The sequence below is a fragment of the Natronomonas pharaonis DSM 2160 genome (genome assembly GCF_000026045.1).
Classification (GTDB): domain Archaea; phylum Halobacteriota; class Halobacteria; order Halobacteriales; family Haloarculaceae; genus Natronomonas; species Natronomonas pharaonis.
The window spans coordinates 738,079-755,189 of sequence record NC_007426.1 but is presented as its reverse complement, the minus strand read 5'-3'; the positions used below and the strand labels follow the sequence as shown (position 1 = coordinate 755,189).

Genomic DNA, 17,111 nt, shown 5'->3' with positions numbered 1-17,111 from the left:
ACCGTCAGTTGGGTCGTCGGTATCCAGTGACTTTCGCCGAACCCGTTCGGGAAGGGCTTCTCAAGGCTGGCAGCCGTAACCGCCGACAATGAGCACCGGCGCCCCCATCCCCTCTCCACGCGACATCGACACGTCCCAGCGGCCGTTCGTTCTCATCTGGGAGGTAACGCAGGCATGTGAACTCGCCTGCGACCACTGTCGGGCCGACGCGAAGCCGAGCCGCCATCCCGATGAGCTAACGACGGCGGAGGGAAAGCGGCTGCTCGATTCGGCGGCCGAGTTCGGCGACGGCCAGCTGGTCGTTCTTTCGGGTGGCGACCCGATGAAACGCGATGACCTCGTCGAGTTGGTCCGCTATGGGACCAAACAGGGGCTGCGGATGACACTGACACCGAGTGGAACCGAAGCGTTGACACCGGACAACATTGCGGCGCTGGTCGATGCCGGGCTCCAGCGGATGGCACTCAGTGTCGACGCCCCAGCGACGGCCCACGACCGGTTTCGCGGCGAAGCGGGGAGCTTCGAGCGGACTCGTGAGGCCGCCGAGGCCGCCCGCGATGCGGGCATCCCACTACAAACAAACACGACCGTCTGTGCGACGACGGTTGAGACGCTCCCGGCCGTCCGGGAGTTCGTCGCAGAGGTCGGGGCAGTCCTGTGGTCGGTCTTCTTCCTCGTTCCCGTGGGCAGAGGGCAGATACTTGACCCTATCCAGCCGGAGCGGGCCGAATCAGTGCTGGAGTGGCTACAGGACGTCTCCGAGGCGGCTCCCTTCGGTGTCAAGACGACGGAAGCACCGCACTACCGGCGCGTCGCGCTCCAGCGGAACGGGTCGGCGACCGACGCTCCCGACGCGGACGCCATCGGCCGCCGCGGCGGCATCATTGCCGGGGACGGCTTCGCGTTCGTCTCACATACTGGTGAGCTGTTCCCCTCAGGGTTCCTTCCGAAATCAGCCGGCAACGTCACTGACAGCGACCTCGTTTCCCTGTATCAGGATTCGACGCTCTTCGAGTCGCTGCGGGACAGAGACCGTCTGAAGGGCAAATGCGGGGCCTGCGAGTTTCGACACGTCTGCGGCGGCAGCCGCTCGCGGGCGTACGCGGTGACTGGTGACCCGCTGGCGAGCGACCCGCTGTGTGCCTACCGGCCGTCCGGGTACGACGGCCCGCTTCCGGACCGGCAGGCGGCCGCCGACAGGTAGCCACGACATTAGACGAACATCTTCGGGAGAGCGGTTTTGGACGCGGAGGCGCTAGCTTTGTGTATGGTCGAACGGACGGAGCGACGACGAATCGACGACGGCGACCGTGCCCCGAACGGCCGCGAATGGGAGCTGTTCGTCCGCAGCGACAGCGAAGACCCGCTCAGACACGTCGGGAGCGTTCGCGCCCCCGACGCCGACGGCGCATACGAGCTGGCGTGCCGCCTGTTTGCGTGGTACGCCGAGGACGTGTGGGTCTGTCCCAGCGCCGACGTGACCCGCTATACGACGACAGAGCTCACAGAGGACGCACCGACCGTCACGCCTGACGCCGCCGACGGTGAACCCGCAACGGGGAGTGAGAGCAGATGATTTCGGTCAGCACGCTGCTTTGTGACCACGCGGCTGACGGCAACCAGCTCCGCTACAACGTCGACACGGGTACCGACAACCCGGTCTCCGAGGAGCCCCAGCGGCGGCCGGTCGTGGTCTGGAACACGACAAACCGGTGCAACCTCAAGTGCGTACACTGCTATGCCGGCGCCGAAACCGAGGCCAAAGCCGGCGAACTGACGACGACGGAGGGCAAGCGGCTGCTCGATGACCTAGCCGACTACGGTGCGCCGGTCGTGCTCTTTTCAGGTGGCGAGCCGATGGTTCGCGAAGACCTCACTGAGCTCGTCGCCTACGCCGCCGACGCCGGTATCAGGCCAGTGCTGTCGACCAACGGGACGCTACTGACAGAGGAGCGTGCTCGCGAGCTAAAGGAGGCTGGCCTCGCGTACGCCGGCGTCTCAGTCGACGGCCTCGCCGAGCGCAACGACGAATTCCGCGGCGTCGATGGGGCGTTCCAAGCGGCCGTCGAAGGCATCGAATCCTGTCTTGACGTCGGGCTGAAGACCGGGCTCCGGTATACCGTCACGGGTCAGAACGTCGACGACCTCGACGGCGTCGTCGACCTCCTGACCGATGTCGGCCTCGACCGGTTCTGCTTCTACCACCTCTCCTACAGCGGCCGCGGCGAGACGCTGAGCGACATCGACCTCGATGCCGCCGAACGCCGCGAGGTCGTAAAGCGCATCTGCGACCGGACGCTGCGGTCCCACCGAAACGGCGACGAAATCGAGACGCTACTGGTCGGCAACTACGCTGACGCGGCGTACATTGTCGAGTACGCCCGGCGGGAGTTCGGAGACGAAGCCGCCGAGCGTGTCTACAAACGGCTCGAACAGAACGGCGGCGACCCCACCGGCGAGCGTGTCGCCGCTGTCGACTGTCTGGGGAACGTCCACCCGACGCAGTTCTGGCGGACCTACAGCCTCGGCAACGTCCGCGACCGGCCGTTCTCGGATATCTGGGAAGACGAGTCGAACCCCCTGCTCCGTGCGGTCCGGAACCGCCCGGAGAACCTCACCGGCAAGTGTGCCGACTGCCAGTACAAAGAAATCTGTCGCGGCGGCTCCCGGCTCCGGGCGCTGGCGTCGGGGAACGGCCTCTTCGGCCCCGACCCGCAGTGTTACCTCGACGAAGCAGAGCGGCAGGGGACCCGCCCACCGGCCAGCGCCGACTGACCACTGCCGAACATATTCGGAGTGGCTACTTTTCTTGCCCAGTCAGTACTGCCAGTATGGACGCTGGTAGCGATACTTCGAGGGTGGCGCTCGACGAAAGCGCCGCCGGCGACTGCGGCGGCGATGCCGGCGGCGCGACCACGGTCACGGTCCGCTGTACCGGACACGTCCGAGACACGGTCGGAACCCACGAGCTCGAATACACGTTTGAAGGACGGACGCTTCGGGCATTCCTGCAGGCGTTCTTTGGAGACTACGATGTTGAAGACCTGCTCATCGCGGAGACGGAAGCCGAGGCGACCACGAGCGGGTGGGCACCGAGCGACGGTGACCCACCGGGCGCGTGGGCGAAGAACCCGGAAGGCGAACAGACCCGTTCGTTCGCTCGGGTTGCCATCAACGGACAGTTCAACGAGCATCTGGACGGGTTGAACACTGAACTCGCCGACGGCGACCGTGTCTCGCTGCTGTATCCGTTCATGTTCTGCTGTTGAGTGTCGCTCTTCGAGGAGCCGTGTCGCCGGTGTGAGGTCTCAGCAAATGGGAATCACGGACGGACAAAAGCAACCGCACCGATAAATCGTTGTATGGGACTCGAAGCGGCGGTTAAAATACCGAATCCGGAGCAGTGCCCGGTCGCCGACGTTTCGGCCGAAGCCGACGCCAGAGTCGGAGACGTGTCGTGGAGCGGCGTCCCGAACGACGACGGCAGCGTCGTCGAGGAGTTCGAACTCGACACGGACGCCGACCCGCCGGACGACATGGAAAAAGTGTTCGGAGACAACCGGTACAGCATCTATCGGTTCGACCGTGCGGGCGACGCCCCGTGCATCTGCCAGCGCATCGAGACGTTCGGCTGTCCGGTCGCCGATGTCGAGGCCGTCGACGGGAGCCTTCGAATCGTCTTCCGGCCGGCGGATGTTGAATCACTACAGGAGATTGTCGGGACGCTACAGCGGGAGTTCGGTGGTATCCAGCTAGAACATCTCGTTCAGTCGAGCGAACCGACAGAAGGGGAGACGGTTGTTGTCGACCGCGGACGGCTGACCGACCGACAGCGTGAGGTGCTGGAGACCGCCTACGAGATGGGCTACTTCGAGCACCCCAAGGGTGCAAACGCCGGCGAGGTCGCTGACGAACTCGGTATCAATTCGGCAACGCTCCGAGGCCATCTGTCGGCCGCACAGTCGAAGCTTCTGGATGAGATGCTCGCTTAAGCGTCGCCAGCCGTTTTAATGCGGGCCTCAAGCCGGTCGACCAGCTCTGCAACCGAGTCGTCGTCGGTCCCGATGACCGTACCCGCATGGTCGCGGGCGGCGGGGTCGCCGACCCGAATCGTCGGCAGCGGCGCTTCGCTGAATCCTTCTACGAGAACGAGGTCAAAGCCGCGGCCGGCGAGCCGCGAGAGCGTCGCCGCGAGCGCCTGTGCTTCACCGTCGGCCTTGCCGCCGGGGGTCACTTCGAACGTATAGCTGGGCGTAATTCCGACGGCCGTCTCGGCACCGGCGGTCCGGTGCTTGTGGGTGTCCTTGCCCGGCGTATCCGGCTCAATGTCGTGGTGGATTGATTTGACCGTCCCGACACGGTAGTCGTCAGCGATGGCCGCAAGCAGGTCGACGACAAGCGTCGTCTTGCCGCTGTCGCTGGGACCAGCGACGGTGACGACGACGGGCGGCGTTGCAGCGTCAGCAAACTGAACAAGCGGGTCGGCGTCGGCCATTCACTCGGAGTCGGGGGCGAGCCGTTCTAACGTTTCCGGCTCTGTCCCCGGCGGCAGCCGCTCGGTGTCGAGCCGTCGAACGTGTTTCGCCATCCGGGGACCATCGACGGACGGAACGACGAGTCGCGGCAGCCCCTCGTCGGGCGCATCGAGCCGCTCGACAGCCAAGATACCGAATAGGGCGTCCGCGACCGGCACACAGACCCGAAAACCGTCGGCAGCCTCGACGACGAGATGGGTCGCTTCGGGGTCGGCAGCATCGAGCAGCGCCGAAAGCGGAACGCCGCGCCAGCGGCCCTCGATGGGCTCGCCGCTTGAACAGGCCGTCTCGCGGTCGAGCGTGTCGAGCCCATGGCGCTCGGCGAGTGCTCGGAGGTCACCGCCGGCATCACCGGCGACGTGCGAGCGGTCGAGCGTGTCAAACTGGTCGGACATCGGGGGCTAATCGCTCGCAGGTTGGGCCGGCGCGCTGAAATGCTCTCTGGCGAACTGCTTTATCAGGTTGCCTTCCGCACGCTGGAGCGTCTCGCTGCAGGTCGATTTGGCGATATCGAGATGGGCGGCGAGTTCGGTCAGCGTACAGCCGCGTGGGGTATCGTAATATCCGAGGTCGATGGCGGTCATCAGGAGCTCCCGCTGGGTGTCGGTGAGCAGGCGGTCGGCGCCGTCCTCGAAGCCGCCGACGAACTCGACCTCGTAATCGAGGCCGGCGGCGTCGAGCTGCTGTCCGAACGCCGACAGCCGGTCGTGGCTGCCGCGGAGGTCGACTGTCGCGGTTCCGTTCTGGATGCGGCAGGGCGGTTCAACCGGGAGCCCGGACTCGCTGGCTGCACGGAGTGGCTCGGGCTGGGCGGTATCGAGCTGGACGGTAAGCCCACGGTCGGTCTGAGAGACCGGGCTCGGTTCGTGGTCGGGGTCACAGTCGGCCATCGCGTCCAGAACCGCTTCCGGACGGTCCGCCTCGACGGAGACAACGGCTTCACCGTGGTCGGCACCTGGCATCGTTGCGAGCAGACGGAAGGTCGCATCCGGGAACGACCGGGAAACGGTCGACACCCACGCATCGCCCGGGAGGTCCACTCGAATGCGAGCCAGCGTCACAGCACCACCCCCGGCGCAAGCAGCTCAATCGGTAGACCGGGTTGGCAAACCGCTGGCGAAACAGGAGCACCCATATATCGGAGTATGGTTCTACACAGCCTGTCGGCTACGCTTTACTGTACAGGAGTTTAAAACCCGAACAGGTTCGGCTCGCCGCTACAGCGGCGACTCGACGACGACGGTTTCTTCGCGCCCGGGCCCGACGCCGACCGCATAAATCGGTGCATCGAGTTCGTCGGCGATGTAGTCGAGATACGTCCGAGCGTTCTCGGGAAGCGCCTCGTAGCCCTCGTCGGCGACAGCGCCCCAGTCGACATCCGGCCAGCCGTCGAAGCTCCGGAACTCGGCCTCGCAGTCGGCCCACTGCTCGGTGGTCGCGGGCATTGTCAGCAGTTGCTCGCCGTCCAGTGTGTAGGCGTGGCCGACCTTGACCTCCTCAAGACCGGCGAGGACATCGAGGTGGTTGACAGCGAGTCCGGTGAAACCGTTTGCGCGCGCAGCGTGGCGGAGCATCGGCATGTCGAGCCAGCCGACCCGGCGTGGCCGACCGGTGACGGTGCCGTACTCGCCGCCCTCGTCGCGGATGTAGGTCGCGAGGTCGGACTCGTCGGGGCGGCCGCCGTTGTTGGGCGTTTGGCCGTCGACGGACCCGAGCTCTGTCGGGAGCGGGCCGGTGCCGACACGCGAGAGGTAGGCCTTGACGATACCGACGACCTCGCCGCGGCCGACGACGGTGGGGCCGACCCCAGTGCCGACGGCGGCGGCTCCAGCGGTCGGATTGGAGGACGTGACGTACGGGTAGATACCGTGGTCGATGTCGATTGAGGTTCCCTGTGCGCCCTCGAACATGATTTCATCGCCGTTGTCGAGGTGTTCGTTGAGGAACTCACCGCAGTTTACGGTCATCCCTTCCTCGTCGAGCCGACGGCCGAACTCGCGGTACTGTTCGAAAAGCGCCTCGACATCGAAGGCGTCGGCGTCGATGTCGTCACCGATTTCGAGGTTGTAGACATCCTCGACGAGCGCCCGCTTCTGTGGAACGACGTACTCCAGCCGGGCACGAAGCGTTTCGGCATCGAGCAGGTCGCCGATGCGGACGCCGCGGCGGCCGGCTTTGTCTTCGTAAGTGGGGCCGATACCGCGGCCGGTCGTACCCGCAGCAAGGTCATCATCGGACTTGACATCCTCCTCGATACCGTCGAGGACGCGATGATACGGCAGAATTGCGTGGGCGCGCTCTGCGACGCGGACATCGGGGGTGAGGCCGCGCTCGCGGAGCGCGTCGAGTTCTTCAAAGAGCGTCTCCGGGTTCACGACACAGCCGTTGCCGAGGACGCCGACTTTCCCGCGGACGGCCCCGGACGGGACGAGCGAGAGTTTGTACTCGTCGCCCTCGTGGACGACGGTGTGGCCGGCGTTGTCGCCGCCCTGGTAGCGCACGACGACATCAACGGCATCGCCGTAGACGTCGACGATACCGCCTTTCCCCTCGTCGCCGAGCTGTGAACCGACGATGGTTACGGTCATCGGGACGGTATTTCCCGCCAACGGGGTAAACAGATTACGGTCTGTTCGGCGTGGTCGCTACCACCGCCTGATACCACCGCACCGGACGGCTGGCCCCTGCTCGTGTATCCTTCCGGGGGCGCAAGGGATTTATATGCACCTCGTCAAGAGTCGACACGATGCCGTTTTCGACGCCGCTCGGACAGCAACCTTTAAAACCTCCAAACACAAGTTAACAAATGCCATGATAGACCGACTTGAGAAAGAAGTCGATATGCTCGAACGCCATCTCCGTGTTCTCCGGATGGTAATCGAAAACGAGCCGATCGGCATCGTCAAGATGTCCAACGAGACCGGCTACCCCCACCACAAGGTTCGCTACTCCCTGCGTGTCCTCGAGGAGGAAAACCTCATCGAGCCGTCGAGCCAGGGTGCAATCACGACGGAGGACACCATCGAGTTCGTCGAGGACCTCGACTCGAAGGTCGACGACATCATCGACAAGCTCGAAGGGATGAAGATCGACGACGTTCCCGAAATCGAAGGCTAACCCGTTTTTTGTCTTCTGTTTGCTGTCGAGTCGGCGCGTTTCCGCTCCAGCCGAAGGGCTTGGGCAGCCACGATTGGCAGGCGATAGTGTTCGGCGGGGCGGTCAGCTACGTGACCAAGCGAACGTCTACAGCTCCGGCAGCGTCAGGTTGAACGATTCGTCGCGGGATTCAACGAGACAGAGGTGGTACCCGTTCTTCCGTGAGAGCTTGACGAAGCTTCGATACTTGTCCCGACCGAGCAGGCTGCCGCTTGTGGCCTCGTCGGCAGCGTCCATCGCATCGGACTCGAAGTAGCTTGACGTGACCGCGAACGCGGCCGCAAGCGTCGGCTCATGTTCACAGACATCCGCCGCAGTGGTAATTATCGGCTCAATGCGGTCGGCACCGGTCGGCTCACGCCGCTGGTCGAAGTTGGCAACACAGAGCGGGTTGCCCTTCCGGTCGTACGCGACGATGTCGAACATCGGCGCGTCCTCGCCCTCGGTTTCGATAGCCGCATCGAAACCGACACGGTCGACATCGGGAAGCGCATCGTAGAGGTGTCGCATTCCGCCAGCGGTGCCGGTCGAGCGGATCTCGAAGAGCAGGTCGATAATGAGCCACTCGACGAAGGCGTAGGGAGCCGACGAGCGGAGCCACGTTTCGAACGGTTGGTTGTCGACAGTAACGGCCTCGTCGTCGAACTCGGTGTGGTACTCGATGCGGAGGTTCGATTCAAGCGTCTCGCGGTCGATAACCCCGTCGTGGGCGTCTTCCAGCGTTGCCTCGCCGCGCGTTCCTTCGCGAATAAAGAGGCTCGTCTGTCGGAGCGCCGCCGACGGCTCAAGTGAGCGGCCAGCGACATCGGCGGTGTCGCCCTCGCTTTGGAGTGTCTCGGCGCGTTCTTCGAGCCGGTCGCGTTCGGTTCGCAGCGACTCGACTTCTGATTCGAGCGTGTCGACCTCCGACTGTAGCGACTCGATCCGGCTCTCGTAGTCTTCGATTTGTGCCTCGTAATCCGCTATCCGGTCTTCGTACGCTTCGACTTCTGCGGCGTGCTGTTCTTTGAGTTGCTGAAGCCGCTTGTCGGTCGACGTTGTCCCGTTCTGTGTCGGCTTCGACTGTGTGTGGGTCGTCGACGGTGACCGCTCATCGGTGGCGGCCGCATCGTCGGTGTCGATGCTACTCCGTTCGGGGTCAAGCGACGGGACGGCCCACGTCTCGACGTCGGAAAGGTCAGTTCGCTCCTCGGGGCGGTTGGCCGTGCCGGCTCGTGCAGCCTTCACCTTTGAGGAAGACGGCTTACGCGACTGCTCTGGGCCTTTTTCTGCGGTGTCAGTACTTTCTCTGTGGGGCGTGGCATCCGCGGAAGTGTCTTCAGACTGGGCCGGACCTGCCGATGCGTCATCGTCGTCGGCGCTGGACGGAGCGGCGGCGGACTGTTGTTCGCCGGTCGCACCGCTATCGTTCCGCGTCTCGGCGTCGGGGGCAGTATCGCGGTCGCTGTCCGACGCAGTCGCTTCGGAGACATGTGCTGACGAGTCAGCATCCGGGGGGGCTGACTCTTCGGCAGGGGGTGACTCCGGCTCTTCAGCAGCGGCGTCGGCCACCGAGTCCTCCGTCGCTGTTTCGTCAGCCCGTGCTTCCACGTCGTCTGTGGTGGGAGACACTTGAGCGTCGGGCCGCTCGTCCGGCCTCTCGTCGACCGTCGTCGCTGGGGTGTCCGGCTCCGCCGCTGGGGACGAGGCTGACTCGTCTTCAGGGGAGGGTTCCGATGAATCGTCGGTCGCTGTCGCCGCTGTGGCTGGGGCTGGCTCCGGTTCTGGCTCTGGCTCCGGTTCTGGCTCTGGCTCTGGAATATCAACAGCCGGCAGCTGGACTCCGACGACGTCGTAGATGCCGACTTCGCCTTCGGCCTTCGATTTCGCTTCCTCGCCGGAGAGTGTCTGGCTGGAGCCGACGAAGCCGAGGTGGTCGACCTCGCCATCAACGTAAATGTAGTAGTAGTCACCGCTGAGGACGTTCTCGGAGAGTTCAACGTAGCCGGTGAAGCCGCCTTCGGAGAGCGTCTCGTGGACGGTCGCAAGCGACGTATCGTCCGTAAAGTATCGGCCACGCACGTCGCCATCGAGCGCCAGCATTGCCGAAAGCGCCGCCGCTTCCGGCGCTTCGGGTTCGTGGAGTTGGCCGCTTGCGCCCTCGAAGGCGTCGATATCGCCGGGGCGCGGGTCGGTCGAGAGGTCGGAGACGACCGCGAGCGGCTCACCGCCGTGGAAAAAGAGCCACGACGTCCCGGCCTCGACCGCGCCGCTAAAGCCGCGGTCCCGAAGGTCGGCGAGACCGCTGAACCCACCGTCGAACCGAGACACGTCCCAGTCGTCAATCACGGAGTGGGCGTCCATACAACTGAGAAGCGACAGGACGGACATATAGCTACCGACCGGTGACCGCAAAGAAATGGGAGCAACAGAAAGCGTGGGGCTGTCTCAGGCGAACGTCTTGGAGACGTCGGCGTCGGCTTCTTCGGTCTCCTGTATCTTCCGCCAAGCCTGCTCGAAGTCCTCGTGGCGGACCTCAGTGCGGTCGTCGCGGATGGCGTACATACCGGCCTCGGTACAGATCGCCTTGATGTCGGCCCCGGAGGCGTTGTCAGCCATCTCGGCGAGTTCGGTGTAGTCGACCCCGTCGGCGACGTTCATGTCGCGGGTGTGTATATCGAAGATAATCTCGCGTCCCTCGAAGTCGGGCTTCGGGACCTCGATGAGCCGGTCGAAGCGGCCGGGACGGAGAATCGCGCGGTCGAGCATGTCGAAGCGGTTCGTCGCCGCGATGATGGATATCTGGCCGCGGTCTTCGAAGCCATCCATCTCGGCAAGCAACTGCATCATCGTCCGCTGGACTTCAGCGTCGCCGGAGGTCTTCGACTCGGTTCGCTTGGCCGCGATGGCGTCGATTTCGTCGATGAAGACGACGGCGGGCACTTCCTGCCGAGCCAGCTCGAAGAGGTCACGGACCAACTTTGCGCCCTCGCCGATGAACTTGTGGACGAGTTCGGAGCCGGCCATCTTGATGAAGGTCGCGTCGGTCTGGTTGGCGACCGCCTTCGCCAGCATCGTCTTCCCCGTCCCGGGCGGCCCGTGCAGCAGGACACCCGACGGCGGGTCGATACCGACCTCGTCGAACATCTCGGGGCTTTCGATGGGCATCTCGACGGTCTCGCGAACCTCCTCCATCTGGTCGTCGATACCGCCGATGTCCTCGTAGGAGACGTCGGGCGACTCGTCAACCTGCATCACGCGGGCGCGAACGTCGGTCTCGCTGTCGAGTCGCTTGACGATGGAAAGGGAGTTGTTCACCGCGACACGGTCGTCCGGCGCGAGGTCTTCGCGCATGTCGTCGGTAACCTCGGTGAGCGCTTCCTGATTGTTGCCGTGCTGTTTGATGATGACGCCCTCGCCGGTGAGCTCTTGGACGGTGGCGACAAACAGCGGCGACTGCTTGAGCTTCTTGTTCTCGTGGGTGAGCCGCTCGAGTTTCTGCTGGTATTTGTTGTTCTCCGCGTTAGCGTCGAGGAGTTTGTCCCGCATCTCCTCGTTTTGTTGTTCGAGGATTTCGAGACGCTCCTCCAGCGCCTCCAGTTTCTCCTGCTGTGACGCGCCGTCCTCGTAGGGGAGGTCGACGTCGTCAACAGTGTCAGTCATTACTGGATTTCTAGCGCCCGTGCTTATAAGAGGCTTCGGGTGGCTCCAACTTCGGCAGCCACCGCCGAAGCTATCAGTCCAGCGGATTCAATAACCAGCAGGAATTATAGTTTGGAAAGTATTATTACCCGTCATCGAAAAGAGGAGAGTACGATGAGCGCAACCGACACGAAAGCGGTGGAATCTGACGGCTGGGAGGCCGTCGCGGAGCTGCCGCCGAGCGCCAAGCTGGTCGCGAAGGTTCTCGAGTACAACGACCGGCTCACACAGAGCCAGCTGGCCGAGGAGACGATGCTGCCGCCGCGGACGGTCCGCTACGGACTCAACCGTCTGGAGGAAGTCGACGCCGTCGACTCCCGGTTTTCGTTCACCGACGCCCGCAAGCGCGTGTACACACTCGCTGTTGAGGATGAAGCAAAGCAGGACGGCACTCGCGGGACAAAGCGGGACGGCACTCGGTCGGGGAGCGTACTCCCGGCTGATGACTAAGCGGCCGAGATTTTATATACTGGAGCGGGACGAAAGCCGGCGTGTCCCGGAACGACACCGCAGAGCGAACGTGCCGAACCGAGCGGCAGGTCCGGACATTACTGTCGCGGCTGGCCGGGGCTGCTCCGGAGACAGTCGTCCGGCGGGCGATTGCGGCAACTGACGATATCGAGGCCGCAGCGGCTTTCGCCGACGGAACCGACCTTGAGGCGCTGGCGGCGGCGGTCGAGCAGGTCGAGGACAAATCACTCAAGCGCCGCGGGCAGGCAGCGCTTGCGTCCTTCCGTCGGTTCCGGCAGGCTGCTGTGGGCAACGATCCGACCATACCACCAGGGGACACACCGGGCGAGAACCACGTCCACCGCGCCCGCGGAAGCGATTTAAGAAGCGGCGACGAACCAACGGACGAGTAAATGACACGGGTGCTTCACACCGGCGACACCCATATCGGGTATCGGCAGTACCACACGCCGGAGCGGCGGGAGGATTTCCTCTCGGCGTTCCGGCAGGTAGCCGACGATGCTGTCGAGATGGATGTCGACGCCGTCGTCCACGCCGGCGACCTCTTCCACGACCGCCGGCCGGGGCTCGTTGACCTGCTCGGCACGGTTGACATCCTCGAGACGCTCGATTCGGCCGGGATTCCGTTTCTCGCTATCGTCGGCAACCACGAGACAAAACGGGATGCACAGTGGCTCGACCTCTTCGAGACGATGGGGCTTGCGACCCGCCTCGGCGACGAGCCAGTCCCCGTGGGCGAGACGGCGTTTTACGGACTGGATTTCGTCCCGCGGAACCAGCGGGACGACCTCGAATACGAGTTCGCCACACACGACTGCGAGCATGCGGCGCTTGTCTCCCACGGCCTCTTCGAGCCGCTCGTCCCCGACTACGGAAACGTCGAGTGGGATATCGAGGCGGTGCTGGAGGCGTCGAACATCGACTTCGATGCGGTGTTGCTCGGCGACGAGCACGCCGCCACGAAACAGGAAGTTGCGGACACGTGGGTCACCTACTGTGGGTCGACCGAGCGGACAAGTGCCAGCGAACGCGACGACCGCGGCTACAACCTCGTCACCTTCGACGGTGCTGTCAGAATCAGCCGACGAGGGATCAAAACCCGTCCGTTCGTCTTTGTCGACCTCGAACTCGGGGCGACCGAGGGGTTCAATTACGTCCGCGACCGGCTGCTCGAATACGACCTCGACGACGCCGTCGTTCGGGTCACACTTGACGGTGACGGCGAGGACGTCTCGCCGGCCCGAATCGAGAGTTTCGCGACCGACGAGGGAGCGCTTGTCGCCCGCGTCACCGACAACCGAACGATCGATGTCGACGCTGACGCACCCGATATCGCGTTTGCCGACCCGGACAAGGCCGCACGCGAGCGGGTCCGTGAACTCGGACTAAGCGAGATGGGGAGACAGCTCGACGAGACGGTTCGTGACGGCGAGATAGCCGACTCGAACCTCTCCGACGAGATAGAGCGCCGCGTCGAGTCGGCGCTCGAAGACGGGGGGCTGGAGGACATCGCGGGAACGGCCGCGGACGCCGACACCGGCGACAACGGTGAAGCGGGAGATAGCGGGGCCACCACCGGCAGCGAATCGGAACGTGCCGACGGGAAGACGGGACCATCGGATACTGGCGACGCCGGCGAGACTGGGGATGCAAGGACAGAGGCAGAGTCGAACGAGTCCTCGCAGACACAGGAGACCGACGGGCAGCCGGCCGAGAACGGCCAGTCCTCGATGGAGGAGTATCTATGAGATTCGAGCGTATCCGGCTTCGGAACTTCAAATGCTACGCCGAGACGGAGCTTTCGCTCCGGGAGGGAGTCACCGTCATCCACGGTGTCAACGGCAGCGGGAAGTCCTCGCTGCTGGAAGCGTGTTTCTTCGCGCTGTACGGGTCCGCGGCGATAGACGGCACGCTGGATGACGCCATCGCCAACGACGCCGACGAAATGTCCATCGAACTGTGGTTCACCCACGGCGGCGGCGAGTACCGCATCGAACGGAATATCAAGCGCCGCGGAGGCAGCGCACAGACGACGACGTGTCTGCTAGAGACGCCGAACGGTACCGTCGAGCAGGTCACGGACGTTGAAGCGCACATCGAAGAGCTGCTGCGGATGGATGCGGACGCCTTCGTCAACTGTGCCTACGTCAGACAGGGCGAGGTGAACAAGCTCATCAACGCGACACCGAGCGAGCGACAGGACATGATAGACAGCCTCCTACAGCTCGGCACGCTAGAGGAGTACCGCGAGCGGGCAAGCGACGCCCGCGTCGGCGTCGAGCGCGTGTTGAGCCAACAGGAGACGCTGCTCGAAGACAAGCGAGCGACAATCGCTGAAAAAGAACAGAAGAGCCTCCACGACCGTCTTAACGCGCTCCGGACGGAGCTTTCCGAGCTGAAGAGCGACATCGAGACGAAAGAAGAAGAACGAGAGACCGCCGTCGAAACGAAACAGGAGGCCGTGGAAGTGCTTGAGGCCTACGAGCAACGCCGCGAGGAAATCGAGACGCTTGAGGCCGACATCGAGGAGCTAACCGAAGACATCGCGGCGGCTGAAAGCGAACGCGATGCACTGGGCGAACGGCTGCGGTCGCTTCGGGAGACGACAGAGACGCTCAGAGAGCGCCGCGACGACGCGCTGGCGGAGACGGAGCTAGAGCGTGCCGACGCCGAGCGCGTCGAAGAGCGGCTCGAAGAACTCAGCGAAGCCATCGAGGGCGTTAGAGAAACCATCGAGGAGAAACGGCTGGCTGCTCAAGAACACCTCAACGACGCCGAGTCGGCGACCGACGACGCTGAAGCCCACCGTGAACGTGCCACTGAGGCCCGAAACGAGGCAGCGACGCTCGAATCTGACATCGAGTCAGCGCGGGAGACGCTCGAAACCCGCGAGTCGGACCTCGACGAGCTAGACGAAGAGATAGAGACGCTCCGTGAGGAGCTCGAAGGCGAAGTAGCCGAAAGCGATGACGGCGGGGACATCGAGACACGACGGGAGCGGCTATCGGAGCGGCGCGACGAACTCCGTGAAACGCTCGCAGCGACCAACGAGCGGCTGGCAGAGCGCCGAGCGGACCTCCAGAACGCCAGAGAGCGGGTCGAAGAAGCCGCGGCGCTGCTCGAAGCCGGGAACTGCCCGGAGTGTGGACAGCCCATCGAAGACGAAAGCGACGTTGAAGGGCTCGAAGACGCCCGCGAGCAGGTCGGTACGCTGGAGACCGAGGTCGAACAGCTCGAAGCGGAGGTCGAACGACTCGAAGCAGACCACGAGCGGGCCGTCAAAGCGGCCGAGACGGCGGCGGAGCTGCAATCGTCGCTGGAGCGGCGACAGGATGTCGAGTCGTTGCTCGACCAGCAGCGTGAGACGATTGCCGAAAAGGAAACTCGGGCCGAGTCCCTCCGTGAACAGGCCGCCGACCACGAGACCGAAGCGGAGGCGGCCGAAGAACGGGCGCAAGCGGCCGAAGAGCGCGCACAGGCCGCTCGTGAAGCGATCGGTGAGCTGAACGGCCGGAAGGCCGACCTCGATGAGCGGCGCGAGCGCCTCGAAACCGTCGCGTCGTTGCTCGCCGACATCGCCGAGAACGAATCCGACATCGAGTCGCTCCGCGAGCGGCGTGAGCATCTTACGGAGCTGAACGACCAGCGCCGTGAGCGGTTAGACGAGAAACGAACCCGAAAGGCCGAACTCGAAGCTGAGTTCGACGACGCAGCCGTCACGGAAGCGAAGGCACAGAAACAGCGGGCCGAGGAGTACATCGACGAGGTGGCATCGTATCTCGAAACGAAGCGCGAAGAACGCGACAAACTCCAAAGCGACATCGGGGCCGTCAAAAATGAACTGGAGGAGCTGGAAGCGCTCAGAGAGCGCCGCGACGAACTCGAAGCTACGGTCGAACGGCTCCGAACGCTCCGCGACGAGGCACGTACGCTGCAGGACACCTACGCCGACCTCCGCTCGGAGCTTCGACAGCAGAACGTCGAGCGACTCGAAGCGATGCTCAACGAAATCTTCGAGCTCGTCTACCAGAACGACTCGTATGCACGCATCGAACTCGACGGCGACTACGAGCTGACGGTGTATCAGAAGGACGGGACGCCGCTGGACCCCGACCAGCTATCCGGCGGCGAGCGGGCGATATTCAACCTCTCGCTGCGGTGTGCCATCTATCGGCTGCTGTCGGAGGGTATCGACGGGGAGTCACCGACGCCGCCGCTTATTCTCGATGAGCCGACGGTGTTCCTCGATGCCGGCCACGTCTCGAAGCTCGTCGAGTTGGTCGAGTCGATGACCGACCACGGTGTCGAGCAGATAATCGTCGTCAGCCACGACGACGAACTCGCCGGCGCGGCTGATGACCTCGTGGCGGTGCGGAAGAACCCGACGACAAACCGGTCGTCCGTCGAGCGGTCGGCGACGACCGAAGCATTACCGTAACACGTCGAGGCCGTCGCGTCCGGCGTCGGTTATCGCGTAGCCGCGTTCGCCGTCGATGTCGGCCGTCGCAACGAGGCCGGCGGCCCGAAGCTCGGCGGTGCGGCCGTGGAGGTCCGACTCGCAGAGCCCATAGCGGCCGAGCAGTTCGCGCGCCGGGAGCGGTCCGCGTTCGTCGAGTTCGACGAGCAGGCCGAGCGTTTCGTCGGAATGGACGGCAACGAGCACCCGCCTGGCCGCTTCCGGCACCGATTCGGCGGCAACTGAAAGCGGCGAATCGCCGACCTCGGTGAGTTCGTCGTTGGGAAGATAGCGCTCGTCGCCGGTTTCGGGGTCGTAGACGAGACTCGACTCGGTCGATTGTTTGCGCAGCAGATAGCGGTTTCCGTCGTGTTCGACAGGTGTCATTGGTTGTCACTCTCCTGTTGTGGGGTCGACTCCGCTGCATCTGTGTATCGGCCAGTCTTGACACCCCAGTAGTAGCGGAACGTCCCGAACGCCGCAACGGCACCGATTGCGAGCGCAGCGCCGCCGGTTTCGTAGTCGCCGCGGAAGTAGACGAACATCGCACCGATCGAGAGGGCAGCAACAGCGACGTTGAGCAACAGTACGGACGCCCAGAACGCACGGAACAGGCCGTCAGGAACGTCTTCGGTCGCCTGGATCGAGTCCTGAAGCGACGACGAGGAGGTGTCTGGCGGGTCCGGGCCGAGGCTATCGGGGTCGAACTCCCCCGGGTCATCTAGCCACGACTCCTCGTCGTCGGTGGAGGAAGTCACAGTCGATGGCTAGCGCCGGACTCTCAAAAGTGCCGCGGACGCGTTGTCGGCTGA

At 64.2% G+C, this 17,111-nt stretch carries 17 protein-coding genes and 1 pseudogene; 10 read left to right on the top strand and 8 right to left on the bottom strand.

What is annotated here, in order from left to right:
• The first annotated feature begins 88 nt into the window (after positions 1 to 88).
• The 5 genes from NP_RS03870 to NP_RS03850 all read left to right on the top strand — a co-directional run bounded on the left by NP_RS03870 (position 89) and on the right by NP_RS03850 (position 3,992).
• Positions 89 to 1,204, top strand: a complete 1,116-nt coding sequence (locus NP_RS03870; RefSeq protein ID WP_011322498.1) for a TIGR04053 family radical SAM/SPASM domain-containing protein — start codon at positions 89 to 91, stop codon at positions 1,202 to 1,204.
• A 63-nt stretch (positions 1,205 to 1,267) separates the two neighbouring features.
• Positions 1,268 to 1,576: an Htur_1727 family rSAM-partnered candidate RiPP gene (locus NP_RS03865; RefSeq protein WP_011322497.1), complete on the top strand. Its 309-nt coding sequence runs from the start codon at positions 1,268 to 1,270 to the stop codon at positions 1,574 to 1,576.
• Positions 1,573 to 2,775: a TIGR04347 family pseudo-SAM/SPASM protein gene (locus tag NP_RS03860; protein ID WP_011322496.1), complete on the top strand. Its 1,203-nt coding sequence runs from the start codon at positions 1,573 to 1,575 to the stop codon at positions 2,773 to 2,775. Before NP_RS03865 ends, NP_RS03860 begins: the two co-directional genes overlap by 4 nt.
• Positions 2,776 to 2,831: 56 nt before the next feature.
• Positions 2,832 to 3,269, top strand: a complete 438-nt coding sequence (locus NP_RS03855; protein ID WP_011322495.1) for a MoaD/ThiS family protein — start codon at positions 2,832 to 2,834, stop codon at positions 3,267 to 3,269.
• A 93-nt stretch (positions 3,270 to 3,362) separates the two neighbouring features.
• On the top strand, positions 3,363 to 3,992 hold the full coding sequence (locus NP_RS03850; RefSeq protein ID WP_011322494.1) for a helix-turn-helix domain-containing protein: 630 nt from the start codon (positions 3,363 to 3,365) through the stop codon (positions 3,990 to 3,992).
• Here NP_RS03850 and mobB read toward each other — a convergent pair.
• The 4 genes from mobB to NP_RS03830 form a co-directional block, all read right to left on the bottom strand.
• Positions 3,989 to 4,495 (bottom strand): molybdopterin-guanine dinucleotide biosynthesis protein B, encoded by a 507-nt coding sequence (mobB, locus tag NP_RS03845; protein ID WP_011322493.1) that lies wholly within the window; start codon positions 4,493 to 4,495, stop codon positions 3,989 to 3,991. The two genes, NP_RS03850 and mobB, sit on opposite strands and share 4 nt — an antisense overlap.
• On the bottom strand, positions 4,496 to 4,930 hold the full coding sequence (locus NP_RS03840) for a molybdopterin-dependent oxidoreductase (protein ID WP_011322492.1): 435 nt from the start codon (positions 4,928 to 4,930) through the stop codon (positions 4,496 to 4,498).
• A gap of 6 nt (positions 4,931 to 4,936) precedes the next feature.
• Positions 4,937 to 5,596, bottom strand: a complete 660-nt coding sequence (locus NP_RS03835; RefSeq protein WP_011322491.1) for a helix-turn-helix domain-containing protein — start codon at positions 5,594 to 5,596, stop codon at positions 4,937 to 4,939.
• A gap of 156 nt (positions 5,597 to 5,752) precedes the next feature.
• Positions 5,753 to 7,123: an adenylosuccinate synthase gene (locus NP_RS03830; protein WP_011322490.1), complete on the bottom strand. Its 1,371-nt coding sequence runs from the start codon at positions 7,121 to 7,123 to the stop codon at positions 5,753 to 5,755.
• Positions 7,124 to 7,346: 223 nt separating this feature from the next.
• On the opposite strand from NP_RS03830, the gene NP_RS03825 reads away from it, so the two are divergent.
• A complete protein-coding gene (locus tag NP_RS03825; RefSeq protein ID WP_011322489.1) occupies positions 7,347 to 7,652 on the top strand; it encodes a hypothetical protein in 306 nt (101 codons plus the stop codon).
• Positions 7,653 to 7,778: 126 nt separating this feature from the next.
• On the opposite strand, the gene NP_RS03820 is transcribed toward NP_RS03825, so the two are convergent.
• Both NP_RS03820 and pan1 read right to left on the bottom strand, forming a co-directional pair.
• Positions 7,779 to 10,034: a DUF7527 domain-containing protein gene (locus NP_RS03820; RefSeq protein WP_011322488.1), complete on the bottom strand. Its 2,256-nt coding sequence runs from the start codon at positions 10,032 to 10,034 to the stop codon at positions 7,779 to 7,781.
• Between the two features lie 84 nt (positions 10,035 to 10,118).
• Entirely contained in the window at positions 10,119 to 11,333 is a 1,215-nt protein-coding gene (pan1, locus tag NP_RS03815) for a proteasome-activating nucleotidase Pan1 (protein ID WP_011322487.1), read from the bottom strand.
• 153 nt (positions 11,334 to 11,486) lie between these two features.
• Here pan1 and NP_RS03810 point away from each other — a divergent pair.
• The 4 genes and pseudogenes from NP_RS03810 to NP_RS03795 form a co-directional block, all read left to right on the top strand.
• Positions 11,487 to 11,738 (top strand): annotated as a pseudogene (locus tag NP_RS03810) (winged helix-turn-helix domain-containing protein); the annotation flags it as partial.
• Positions 11,739 to 11,863: 125 nt separating this feature from the next.
• Positions 11,864 to 12,235, top strand: coding sequence for a hypothetical protein (locus NP_RS03805; protein WP_011322485.1), 372 nt, complete (start codon positions 11,864 to 11,866; stop codon positions 12,233 to 12,235).
• On the top strand, positions 12,236 to 13,591 hold the full coding sequence (mre11, locus tag NP_RS03800) for a DNA double-strand break repair protein Mre11 (RefSeq protein ID WP_011322484.1): 1,356 nt from the start codon (positions 12,236 to 12,238) through the stop codon (positions 13,589 to 13,591).
• Positions 13,588 to 16,281, top strand: a complete 2,694-nt coding sequence (locus NP_RS03795; protein ID WP_011322483.1) for a DNA double-strand break repair ATPase Rad50 — start codon at positions 13,588 to 13,590, stop codon at positions 16,279 to 16,281. Before mre11 ends, NP_RS03795 begins: the two co-directional genes overlap by 4 nt.
• On the opposite strand, the gene NP_RS03790 is transcribed toward NP_RS03795, so the two are convergent.
• Positions 16,273 to 16,686: a DUF7346 family protein gene (locus NP_RS03790; RefSeq protein ID WP_011322482.1), complete on the bottom strand. Its 414-nt coding sequence runs from the start codon at positions 16,684 to 16,686 to the stop codon at positions 16,273 to 16,275. The two genes, NP_RS03795 and NP_RS03790, sit on opposite strands and share 9 nt — an antisense overlap.
• Positions 16,683 to 17,057, bottom strand: a complete 375-nt coding sequence (locus tag NP_RS03785; RefSeq protein ID WP_011322481.1) for a DUF7322 domain-containing protein — start codon at positions 17,055 to 17,057, stop codon at positions 16,683 to 16,685. Before NP_RS03785 ends, NP_RS03790 begins: the two co-directional genes overlap by 4 nt.
• Between the last annotated feature and the right edge of the window lie 54 nt (positions 17,058 to 17,111).

Bases quoted from the DNA above. Each gene is read 5' to 3' on its own strand.
- NP_RS03860 (WP_011322496.1), top strand. From the start codon at position 1,573: ATGATTTCGGTCAGCACGCTGCTTTGTGACCACGCGGCTGACGGCAAC.
- NP_RS03850 (WP_011322494.1), top strand. From the start codon at position 3,363: ATGGGACTCGAAGCGGCGGTTAAAATACCGAATCCGGAGCAGTGCCCG.
- NP_RS03790 (WP_011322482.1), bottom strand. From the start codon at position 16,686: ATGACACCTGTCGAACACGACGGAAACCGCTATCTGCTGCGCAAACAA.
- NP_RS03795 (WP_011322483.1), top strand. From the start codon at position 13,588: ATGAGATTCGAGCGTATCCGGCTTCGGAACTTCAAATGCTACGCCGAG.
- mobB (WP_011322493.1), bottom strand. From the start codon at position 4,495: ATGGCCGACGCCGACCCGCTTGTTCAGTTTGCTGACGCTGCAACGCCG.
- NP_RS03830 (WP_011322490.1), bottom strand. From the start codon at position 7,123: ATGACCGTAACCATCGTCGGTTCACAGCTCGGCGACGAGGGGAAAGGC.
- NP_RS03825 (WP_011322489.1), top strand. From the start codon at position 7,347: ATGATAGACCGACTTGAGAAAGAAGTCGATATGCTCGAACGCCATCTC.
- NP_RS03820 (WP_011322488.1), bottom strand. From the start codon at position 10,034: ATGGACGCCCACTCCGTGATTGACGACTGGGACGTGTCTCGGTTCGAC.
- mre11 (WP_011322484.1), top strand. From the start codon at position 12,236: ATGACACGGGTGCTTCACACCGGCGACACCCATATCGGGTATCGGCAG.
- NP_RS03855 (WP_011322495.1), top strand. From the start codon at position 2,832: ATGGACGCTGGTAGCGATACTTCGAGGGTGGCGCTCGACGAAAGCGCC.
- NP_RS03865 (WP_011322497.1), top strand. From the start codon at position 1,268: ATGGTCGAACGGACGGAGCGACGACGAATCGACGACGGCGACCGTGCC.
- NP_RS03840 (WP_011322492.1), bottom strand. From the start codon at position 4,930: ATGTCCGACCAGTTTGACACGCTCGACCGCTCGCACGTCGCCGGTGAT.
- pan1 (WP_011322487.1), bottom strand. From the start codon at position 11,333: ATGACTGACACTGTTGACGACGTCGACCTCCCCTACGAGGACGGCGCG.
- NP_RS03870 (WP_011322498.1), top strand. From the start codon at position 89: ATGAGCACCGGCGCCCCCATCCCCTCTCCACGCGACATCGACACGTCC.